Origin of the sequence: Streptococcus mitis (assembly GCF_905187495.1) — a bacterium.
GTDB lineage: Bacteria > Bacillota > Bacilli > Lactobacillales > Streptococcaceae > Streptococcus > Streptococcus mitis_CU.
In genome coordinates this window covers 1-12,120 of record NZ_CAJJIB010000030.1, presented here as the reverse complement: position 1 = coordinate 12,120, position 12,120 = coordinate 1, and the positions used below count along the sequence as shown (strand labels likewise).

General features: G+C 37.4%; 1 protein-coding gene and 2 pseudogenes. 1 reads left to right on the top strand and 2 read right to left on the bottom strand.

Annotation, left to right across the window (positions count from 1 at the left end; genetic code table 11):
* The coding region (locus JQ843_RS04795; protein ID WP_203213023.1) for a Rib/alpha-like domain-containing protein at positions 1-7,250 on the bottom strand (7,250 nt) is incomplete at its 3' end.
* Positions 7,251-7,504: 254 nt separating this feature from the next.
* On the opposite strand from JQ843_RS04795, the pseudogene JQ843_RS04790 reads away from it, so the two are divergent.
* Positions 7,505-8,781, top strand: a pseudogene (locus JQ843_RS04790) (ISL3 family transposase).
* A gap of 209 nt (positions 8,782-8,990) precedes the next feature.
* On the opposite strand, the pseudogene JQ843_RS04785 reads toward JQ843_RS04790, so the two are convergent.
* Positions 8,991-12,120: pseudogene (locus JQ843_RS04785) on the bottom strand (collagen-flanked surface repeat-containing protein); the annotation flags it as partial.

Sequence of the window (12,120 nt, the reverse complement as noted above, 5' to 3'; positions counted from 1 at the left end):
CTTGTCTTCCATGTGACTGTTGTTCCATCTGGTAAGCCTGTTTTGTTTACACTTGTTTCTGGATCTGGCACGTGACCATTGTCCACTTCTTGCGCTATTGCGGTTGGTGTGTATTTTCCACGCATTGATGAAACTGTTATATTCACTAATTTCGATGTAGAGTTTCCTGCTTTATCTCTAGCTACTATCGTTACACCATACATTACATTGTCAGAATCAATTCTCGGTACTTCTCGTACACCTTCCTTGAAAGTAATTATTCCGGTAGATTCATCAAAAGTTAAGAATGAAGGCATATTTCTTACTTCAATCGTAGCAATTCCACTTCCACTTGCATTATCTTCTGCTTTAATCTTCATCACAGGTAACGTTTTATCTAATGCTGTCATTTCCCAGTTTTTATTTTCTTCTGGAGTTAAAATTGTCGGATCTGTCACGTCTTTTACTTTTAACGGAATCGTAACATCTTGTTCTGAACCATCAATATATGTTACTTTTGCTTGAATTGTTTGATCTCCATATGTTGTTGTGCTAATTGGTGTTTTTGATTCCACTTTTGCGATTTTCGCATTACCATTGTCACCTTGTGCATTAATCGCATTAACTACTCCTTTTAACATATCAGATGTTACTTTTGCATTTTGATTTACTTCGATTTGTGTTCCAGTCGCTGTATATTCTTCACTTACTTTTCTTACAGTTACATTTACTGTAACTACATCTTTTGATCCATCTGGATATGTGATTTCCACTTCTCCTGTTGTTGAACCTGGTGTATTAACTACTGGTGGTGTTTTCCATGTCACCGTTGTTCCATCTGGTAATCCTTGTTTATTTACGCTATCTTCTGGATTTGGTACTTGTCCGTAGTTTACCATTTGATCTATTGGCTGAGGATTAGTCTTCGCACTCATCGAAGATACTGTAATTTTCGCAGTTCTTTCACTAACATTCCCTGCTTTATCTTCTACACGAATATTCAAATTAAATTCTTTACTTGGTGTATTTTCTGGTAGTTTTTCTACTTCTTGTTTTCCAGCTTTAAATTTAATTGAGTTAGTTGTACTATCATATTCTAAGTAATCGGGAAGTCCTTCTACACTTACTGTTTTTATGCCACTTCCGTTCGCATTATCTTCTGCACTTACTTCCATATTTGGTAAAATTTTATCTAATGCAGTCATTTCCCAGTTTTTATTTTCTTCTGGAGCTGTAATAGTTGGTGGAGTCACGTCTTTTACTTTTAATGGAATTGTTACTTCTTTAGTTGTTCCATCTTTGAATGTTACTGTCGCATTTATAGTTTGGTCACCATATGCAGATGTATCTATCGGAGAAGCTGTTACTGTAGAGATTTTATCAGTTCCGTTAATATTTCCTTCTTTTGATATCGCCGTTACTTTTGCTTTTAGGTCATCATTTGATACTCGATCGTTTTGATTTACTTCAATTTGAGTCCCGCTCACATCGTATTCTGAGCTTAATTCTTTTACTGTAACTTTTACATCTACTGTATCTTTTGAACCGTCTTTATATGTTACTTCTACTACTCCGTCTTTTTCTCCAGGCGTTGTCGTTACTGGAGTTGTTTTCCATGTATATGTTGTTCCTTCTGGTAACCCTGAAGTATTCACACTTGTTCCTGCATCTGGAGTTACTCCGTAACTTACTGTTTGTTTGTCTGAATTTGGAGTTGATTCGTATTTTGTAGTCATTGATTTCACAGTAATTGCTACATTTGTTGTTGTTTCATTTCCTGCGTTATCTACAACTGTGATAGTTACATTATGAGGTTGTTCATTGGTTCCTTCCGGTAAACTTGGTACTGATGTTACTCCAGCTTTGAATTGAATCGTCTTAGTTGACTTATTATATTCTAAGAAATCTGGTAGTCCTGTAACAGTCGTTGTCTTTACACCACTTCCTCCTGTATTGTCTTCGCTTGTTACAGAGATTTCTGGATTTGATCCTTCTACTGCGATTAAGTCCCAGTTTTGTCCATTCGTTGGTGATTGGATAGTTGGCTTCGTTACGTCTTTAACTTTCAACGGAATCGTTACTTCTTTGGTTGTTCCATCTTTGAAAGTTACTGTGGCAGTAATGTTTCGTTCGCCATAATTAGCTGTACTGATTTCAGGTGCTGTTACTGTTGAAATCTTATCTGTCCCATTCCCACTTCCTACTTTTGAAGTTGCGGTTACTTTTGTTTTTAAATCATCATTTGTTACTGGAGTGTTTTGGTTTACTTCAATTTCAGTAGCTGAAACATCGTACTCATCACTTAATTTACTTACATTTACCGTCACTTCAACTGTATCTTTACTTCCATCTGGATAAGTTACTTCAGCTACTCCTGTAGTAGTTCCTGGTGTATTTACTACTGGTGGTGTTTTCCACGTCACTTTTGTTCCGTCTGGCAATCCTGCTTTATCTACACTCGCATTAGGATCAAGTACTTGTCCATAACTTGTATTTTGTGGAATTGGTGTAGGATCCTTTTTCGAACTCATTGAAGATACTGTAATTTTTGCTGTTCTTTCACTAACATTTCCTACTTTATCTTCTGCTCGAATATTTAAAGTAAATTCTTGGCTTGGTGTATTTTCAGGTAGCTTTTCTACAGCTTGTTTTCCTGATTTGAATTTAATAGTGTTAGTTGTACTATCATACTCTAGGTAATCAGGCAAGCCTGTCACAGTAACGTTTTTAATTCCACTTCCGTTCGCATTATCTTCCGCTCTCACCTCCATATTTGCTAAAGCTTTATCTAATGCGGTCATTTCCCAGTTTGTATTTTCTGCTGGTGTTTGGATAGTCGGTTTCGTTACGTCTTTAACTTTCAATGGAATGGTCACTTCTTTAGTCGTTCCATCTTTGAAAGTTACAGTAGCAGTAATGTTTTGGTCACCATAGTTAGTTGTAGTAATTTGCGACTTAGGTTCTACAGATGAAATCTTATCTGTTCCATTCGCATTTCCATCTTTTGAAGTTGCGGTTACTTTCGCTTTTAAGTCGTCGTTAGAAATTGGATCATTTTGATTTACTTCAATTGGTGCTCCAGTTACTTCATATTCTGAACTTAATTCTTTTACTGTAACTTTTACATCTACTGTATCTTTCGAACCATCTTTATAGGTTACTTCTACTACACCGTCTTTTTCTCCAGGCACATCTGTCGTAACTGGTGTTGTCTTCCAAGCGTAAGTTGTTCCTTCTGGTAAGTTCGTTTTATTTATACTTGTTCCTGCATCAGGCGTATTCCCATAACTTACTGTTTGTTTGTCTGAATTTGCTGTTGCATCATATTTGGTAGTCATTGATTTCACAGTAAACGTTAATTGTGAAGTACTACTATTATTCGCATTATCTGTCACTCGAATTGTAGCTGTATGTGTTTGAGAATCTGTCCCGACTGGTAATTTTGGAACTTCTGGGGTATCCGCTTTAAACTTAATGGTTTTAGTCGCATCATCATATGTTAAGAAATCTGGTAAGTCTGTTACCGTTGTTGACTGAACACCACTTCCTCCTGCGTTATCATTAGATGTTACTTGTATTGGAGAGAAAGTCTTATCTAATGCAATTAAATCGATATTCTGACCATTCGCTGGTGTTTGAATCGTTGGAGCCGTCACATCTTTTACTTCTAAAGGAATTTTTACCGTATCCCTTGTATCATCAAGATAGGTTACCGTTGCAGTAATTTCTTTGTTCCCTGCCTCAACAGTACTAATTGTACCAACAGAAGTAACAGTTTTCACCTTACTATTCCCGTTTTTATTAATTGTTACAGCAGATTTTAAGTCTTGATCTGAGATAGTATCATTTTGATTTTTAACAATTTTCGTAGCTGTAGGTTCATACTCATCACTTAACTTACGCACTTTTACCGTAGCAGTTACTTCATCTACTGAATCATCTGGATAAGTAACTTTCACCACTCCCGTTTTATCCCCAGGTCTACTCGTATCTGGTGCCGATTTCCATGTATATTGAGCATCAGTTGGTAATCCTGCTGTATTGACACTAGTTTTTGGATTAGGAGTTTCGCCATGGCTCACTTCTTGAATCGTTGCATTTGCTTGTGGATTATATTTTTCAGCCATAGTCATATGTACAATACTAAATGTACGTTCACTGCTGTTCCCTGCATTGTCTTCCACACGCAATGTTATATTTCTTGTTGTACGATTAATTCCAGATAATTTTGGAACTTCACGTTCTCCATCTTGGAAAACGATGCTACTTGTTGCTTTGTCGTATTTCAAGAAACTTGGTAAGTTAATTGGAAAAATGCTTTTTATTCCACTTCCTCCAGGATTATCATCAACTGCTACTTTAATAGGAGGCAGAGTCTTATCTAACGCTGTAATTTCCCACGTTTGATTTTCTGTCGGTGTTTGTATTGTTGGAGGTATAACGTCTTTCACTTCTAGAGGAATATCAACTAAATCAGTAGTATTATCCAGATACGTTACTGTTGATTTTATTGTTTGTGTGCCTGCATTTACAGTACTAATAGGTGCTGCAGTAACTGTCTTCACTTTACTTGTTCCATTATGATCCACAGTGACTGCTGCTTTTAATCTATCATTCGTAACTGAATCGTTTTGATTCACAGTAATTTTACTTCCTGTCGGTATATGTTCGTCACTTAATTTACGAACATTCACAGTTACATTTACTGTATCTGTTGAGCCATCTGGGTAAGTTACCGTTACTACACCTGCTTTATCTCCAGGGCCTGTTGTTGTACTAGGCTTTGTTGCCCAACTATATTTTGTTCCTGTTGGTAAACCATTTGTTTGAATACTTATTTCTGCATCAGGCGTTATCCCATAACTTACTTCCTGTATTTTAGGATTAGCAACTGCTGTATATTTTTGTGTTTGCGATTGAATATTAAAAGTAATATTTTTAGTCGCAGTATTCCCTTTTTTATCGACTGCCTTAACAGTCACTTGAATACTTGATTTACCAAGTTGGAAGTTGTTCGGAATAACTCCATTAATTTCAATTTTAGATTTTGCTGCATTATACGTTAATGGTGCCGGAAGATTTTCTACAGTTACAGGATTGCCATCCTTAAGCCCTACTCCTTTATCGTTATCTTTAACTTGAATATTAAGTTCACTTGGAAGTCCTTCTAATCTCGTCAATGTAACATTATCTGGTGCAGTAATTGTTGGTTTAATATTATCGACAATTTCTACAGGAATATTCACTGTTTTCATTACATGATTTCCACGAAGAATTTCAATTTCTTTATGTTGGACACCTGCTGCAGAAGTATCAACACTAGAAGAACCACCTTTCCAACGAACCGTTAATTCACTTGGAAGTGCTGAATTATCCGAAACTGTTACGTAATTTCTAGCTTCCCCTAGTTCTCCAGATTGATTTTGATTTATTTTCTTATCTTGTTTTCCTATAAAGTCTAAAACAGTATAAGGGGTTGTTACATCTTTTGTTACTCCATTCTGATAAGTGGTTGTTACAACAACATTTCTTGTTCCTGCTTGTTGCAAATTAAATGGTGTTTTATACGTTACTTGAGCTGTTGTTGGTACTTCATGTCCTGTTTTAGAGCGAACTAATTCTCTAGGATTTGTATATAATTCTTTAGAATCCCCAAAATAAGCTTTTAAACTTGAATGTTTTGCTTCTACATCATTTGTCGCATTTGTTTGAATTGTTTTAGGTGCAAATCCATCTTTAAAATGGATTGTCATTGTTGAACCATCCGCTGAAACTTCAGCGTGGTCAAAGTCACTTCTATGACCTGAAGGTGTCATAACATCAGGATGTTCCGTTTTAAATTTTTCAATTAAATCTGTCTTTTCAGTTTCTGTTAAATGGCGAACATCATCTACATAAGTTTGAGATAAATCCTTTACTGTATTACGCTCACTTTGCGGTTTAATAACAAAAGTAAACGTATATGGTTTTAACTGATTTGGAGCTACTCTTGTATTAGATGCAATATGAACTTCATATCTACCAGGTTGAACGATTCCCCCTTCTCCTACAACACCTCTAATAGCGGCATTAGTCATAGGATTATTTATTTCAGTTCTACCATACTCTATTTCACGTGATTTTGCCTTTCCTGCCTGTTTATCCCAGTAGGCAACATGCATTTTTAATCCTTTAATTGGAGAATTGCCTGTAAAACCAACAGTAACAATATAATATGGAGTTACATCTTCTACTATTCTTCCTCTAACATACGTAGTAAACTTTCTCTCATTCCCTACTCTTTCTCCTTTTATCTCGATTAAACTCCAAATTTCATCTGAATTATAATAAACAGCAGTGCTTCCATTTTCAATAAGATTACCATTTCTTCTATTTTCCTTGTGAGTGTATGTAATCCCTCTAAACCCACTTTCCCCCTTACCATCCATCGGTTTTCCATTACGGGGGTCACGTTTCCCAGAATGTGCGCGAGTTACTCTATTAGCCACTTTGTTGCGGAGGCTTTTCGCTTCATTTAGAGCACCATCAACTTCACTATCAGTGGATTTTTCCTCAGACAAATCACCAAATGCTTGAAGAGATTTGCTTTCAGATTCACTAAATTCATAGCTGATTTCTCCTGCTAGTTGGTTAATTTCTGAGACAAGAGCCTGAACCTTGGTAATCTTTTCTGTTAAAAGATTTTTCTTTTCATCACTATCGTTTGCTTTATCTGCTTGCTTTTCTTTTGTTTCTATATCGTTATTTTTCTCTTCCAGTTGAGCAAATGAATTAGACAAAACTTGAACTTCTTTATCTATCTCGTCCTGACTAGCGCCTGCCTTATCCAAGACTGCTTGCGCACGCGACAAAGAAAGATTAAGATTTTCAACTGATTTAACTGTTTTAGTCTGTAAATCAGTGTTCCTAATCTTTTCAATTAATTCATTTAAAGCAGTTTTATCCACAGTTTTGACTGGATGCTCTACAGACTTTTCAATAATTTTATCTTCTGGAACATGTTCAGAAATCTTATCTGATTCTTTAACACGATTTTCTACCTGTGGATGATTTTCCACATCGTTTGGAACCTTGTCACTATTCGGATCTTCATCTTTGGCTTTAGTTGAATCATTCAGAGATGTAACCTTTTCATCAGCATGAACAAGATATGGATTCTGTATCATTACTGCTCCTGTAGCCAAAAAAAGAGTGCACCCAAAAAGAAAATGCTTCCCTTTCTTTATCATCCGCCAATTCTTTTGATTGATTCCTTTTCTATTAAAAAACATAAAGAACTCCTTGTTTTAAACTATCAAATTATTTCTTGTATATATTATAATATTTTGTTTCCCTATATGCAAACCTTTTCAGTACACATTATATTATTTATATGAAACAAACGCGTCTCCTTAAAATAATGGTTCTATAATATTTGTAGTGGGTAAATCCCCTATAGATATTATGGAGCCTATTTTGTTGTAGAAAAAAAGCTCCATAAGATCTATAATGAAAAGCGACCAAACAACTCATTAGAAAGATTCATATGGAACAATTACATTTTATCACAAAACTACTCGATATTAAAGACCCCAATATCCAAATTATGGATGTTATCAATAGGGACACACATAAAGAAATCATTGCTAAATTGGACTACGATGCCCCATCTTGCCCTGATTGTGGAAGGCAAATGAAGAAATATGACTTTCAAAAACCGTCTAAGATCCCTTACCTAGAAACGACTGGTATGCCTACTAGAATTCTACTTAAAAAGCGTCGTTTCAAGTGCTATCAGTGCTCAAAAATGATGGTCGCTGAGACTTCCCTCGTCAAGAAAAATCACCAAATCCCTCGTATCATCAACCAAAAAATTGCTCAAAAGCTAATTGAAAAGACTTCTATGACCGATATTGCCCATCAGCTGGCCATTTCAACTTCAACTGTCATTCGCAAACTTAATGACTTTCACTTTGAGCATGATTTCTCTCGTCTGCCTGAGATTATGTCCTGGGATGTTGAAACAGTCAGGGGAGTGACTGTTTCAATCGGGAGATGAAGATGAGTTTCATTGCACAAGATTTTGACAATCTCAATATCATCACTGTTCTTGAAGGTAGAACACAGGCTGTCATCCGAAATCACTTTCTTCGATACGATAGAGCCGTCCGATGTCGAGTGAAAATCATTACTATGGATATGTTTAGTCCCTACTATGACTTGGCTAGACAATTTTTTCCGAATGCAAAAATTGTACTTGATCGCTTTCACATTGTACAACATCTAAGCCGTGCTATGAGTCGCGTTCGTGTCCAAATCATGAATCAGTTTGAGCGAAAATCTCATGAATACAAGGCTATCAAGCGTTACTAGAAACTCATTCAACAGGATAGTCGTAAACTCAGTGATAAGAGATTTTATCGCCCTACTTTTCGTATGCACTTGACTAATAAAGAGATTCTAGACAAGCTTTGGAGCTATTCAGAAGACTTGAAACACCACTATCATCTCTACCAACTCTTGCTTTTTCACTTTCAGAATAAGGAGTCTGAAAAATTCTTCGGACTCATTGAGGACAATCTAAAGCAGGTTCATCCTCTTTTTTAGACTGTCTTTAAAATCTTACTAAAAGACAAAGAGAAAATCGTCAATGCCCTTCAGTTACCCCATTCTAACGCCAAATTGGAAGCGACTAACAATCTCATCAAACTTATCAAACGCAATGCCTTTGGTTTTCGGAACTTTGAAAACTTTAAAAAACGGATTTTTATTGCTCTGAACATCAAAAAAGAAAGGACGAAATTTGTCCTTTCTCGAGCTTAGCTTTTCTTCAACCCACTACAGTTGACAAAGAGCCTCTTTTTTAAGAAATCACAATTTACATTAAATATAATCAAAAAACCTTGAGCGTTACCACTCAAGGTTTTTAGCAGTCTTTTCCATCATAGGAAAATCATTCTAAGAATATTCTTTCATTCGAGATCTATCACTTATCATCTTCTTTCGAGAAATTAGTGACTGCTTTTGGCTGATTAATCTTCTTTTCTTCGACCTACATATAGGCTCAATAGAATACCGCTACCTAGAAGAACAGAGATATAATCAGATTGGCTTCCAGTTTCAGGTAATTTGTTCCCATGGTTTTCTTTAACTGTAGTTGGAACTACTGGGCTAGCATTTACTGGAGTTGCTGGTTGAGCCGGTGTTGGTACTACTGGTTGTTCTGGAACCGCTGGTACTGGTTTAACCGGTACTTCTGGTGTTGGAACAACTGGAGTTGGTTGTACTGGCACTTCTGGTGTCGGTACATTTGGTGTTGGTTGCGCTGGCACAGGTTTAACCGGTACTTCTGGTGTTGGTTGTGCTGGTACTGTTGGAATATCTAATTCTGGTACCTCTTGTACTTCAGGCATACCTGGCACACCACCGTTGAATTCTTGTAATTCGTGAACTTCTGGCATTCCTGGAACACCACCGTTGAATTCTGGCAATTCATGAACTGGTGGTTCTGGCATTGCAAACGTTGGTCCTTCTGGCACATTACGTGTAGGAGGAACTGGTTTGTCGTTTGATGGTGTTACTGGTTTGTCTTGGCAACCACATTTACCATCTTTGCCGTCCTTACCATCTTTGCCATCACGTCCATCTTTAATAACTGTTTTTGTCACAGTTCCGTCAGAATTGATGATTGTGATTGTATGACTTCCATCTCCATTATCTTCAACAGAAACTTTTGGTGATTTACCATCTTTACCATCTTTAATCACCATTTCTGTCTTACTTCCATCTGGATTAATTATTGTAACAACGTGAGTTCCATCGTTATTATTTTTAACAGTTACAGTTGGTGAAACTCCATCTTTACCGTCTTTACCATCTTTGATAATAGATTTGTATTCACGGCCATCAGAATCAACGATTGTCAATGTGTGAGTTCCGTCTCCGTTATCAACGATGTTCGCTTTTGGTGATTTACCATCAAAGATTGTAGTTGTAGTTTCTTTACCATCAGCACCTGTCACTTTAATAGTGTGTGAACCATTGTTGTTATCAATAACTTCAAGTTTTGGTTCTTTACCATCACGAACTGTAGTTGTTGTAGTTGTACCGTCTGAGTTCACAACTGTGATCGTGTGAGTTCCATCTCCGTTATCCACAACCTTAGCAGTTGGTGATTTACCGTCACGCACTGTGGTTTCAGAAACAGTACCATTACCGTTTTCTACACGAATAGTGTAAGTACCATCTTGGTTATCTCTAACTGTTGCTACTGGTGATTTACCATCTTTAATGATTGTTTCAGTAGTTGTTCCATCACCATTTAGAACTGAGATCTTATGAGTTCCATTTTGTTCATCAGTTATAGTCACTTTTGGTGATTTACCATCACGAACTGTGGTTTCAGTTGTCACACCTTCTGGATTTGTAATAACGATCGTATGACTTCCGTCCCCATTGTCACGAACAGATGCGGTTGGAGTACGTCCATCAACACCGTCACGTCCATTCTTAACAACAAACTCATTCTTAGTTCCGTCTGGGTTAGTGATTGTTACAGTGTGGCTTCCATCTGGGTTTTCAGTAGTTGTTGCTGTTGCAGCTTTACCATCTTTACCATCTTTGATGATAGCGTTCGTTACATTACCGTCTCCATCCGTAACTTTAACAGTATGAGTTCCATCATTGTTATCAGTGACTTCAACTTTTGGAGTCTTACCGTCTTTACCATTCTTAACAACAGTTTCCTTAGTTGATCCGTCTGGGTTTGTTACAGTGATTGTGTGACTACCATCTGGGTTTTCTGTTGTAGTGATATTGGCAGTTTTACCGTCTTTACCATCTTTAACAACAGTTGTTGATTCAGAACCATCAGGGTTTTGAACTGTGATAGTGTGTGTTCCATCTCCATTATCTTTTGTAGTAATAGTTGGAGCTGAACCATCACGTCCATCGATACCGTTATAAATATCTTTACTATTTAATACTTTATCGACACCTTCATCATATACTCCGTTGTCATTAACATCATCATAAACTGTCACTCGGATACCGTTACGTGTTGGAGTTGCAGTTGCATCTGTATCACGTCTAGTTCTTGAAGGTGAAGTAATATCTTCTACTTTGATTTTCGGTGCACGGCCATCTTTACCATTGTCACCTTTCTCACCAGTTGCTCCTTTTTCACCATCATGAACAAAGACTGTAGTTGGTTGTGAACCATCATGGTTATCAACAGTGATTTCTACACCCTTATGCCCTTCTTCATCCTTACGAACAGCTGTTACTGTTGGAGAGACTCCGTCCACTCCATCTTTAATAACTGCAAGAGGTTTTTCAGGGTTCAATGGTTGACCTGGATGTGCTGGATCTTCTTGGTAAACTTTAGTTTCTTTACCATCTTTGACAGTAAGTAATGATTTACCATCACGTCCGTCCGCACCTTTAGCACCATCTTTAATCATTTCAGAACCTAGAAGTTCATCAGTTCCTGGAGTGTACTTACCATCATTGTTTTCATCAGTATAGAATGTCACAATTGTATGAGATGGATTTCCGTTTTGTCCTTCGACACGAAGCAAATCAACTTTTGGAGTTTTACCGTTTAGACCATTTTCTCCGTCCTTAACATTTACTGTAACTGGATCTTTACCTGGAACAGTGAATGTAATGTCGGTACTATGACCATCTTTACCTGGAGTTACAGTTACTTCTGGAGTCTTACCATCTTCTCCACGTTCACCTTTGTCACCCTTAGGTCCCTTGATGTTGCCTTCTTTTTCCCAGTTGCCGTTATTCTTAACGAAGACGTCGCCTGTTTCTGTATTAACGTATTTATCGCCGTCTTTACCTTGATTTGCTTCTGGGTTAACTTTGCCGTTCAAGACGTCTTTACCGTCGCGTCCATCTCGTCCGTCACGACCTGCTGCGCCATCACGTCCATCGCGGCCTGGTAAACCTTGTGCTCCGTCTTGACCATCCGACCTTGGAGACCTTGTGCACCTTTGTCCCCTTTAGGGCCTTTGATGTTGCCTTCTTTTTCCCAGTTGCCGTTATTCTTAACGAAGACGTCGCCGGTTTCTGTATTAACGTATTTATCGCCGTCTTTACCTTCTGTAGTTGGATCAACTTTGCCGTTCAAGACGTCTTTACCGTCGCGTCCAT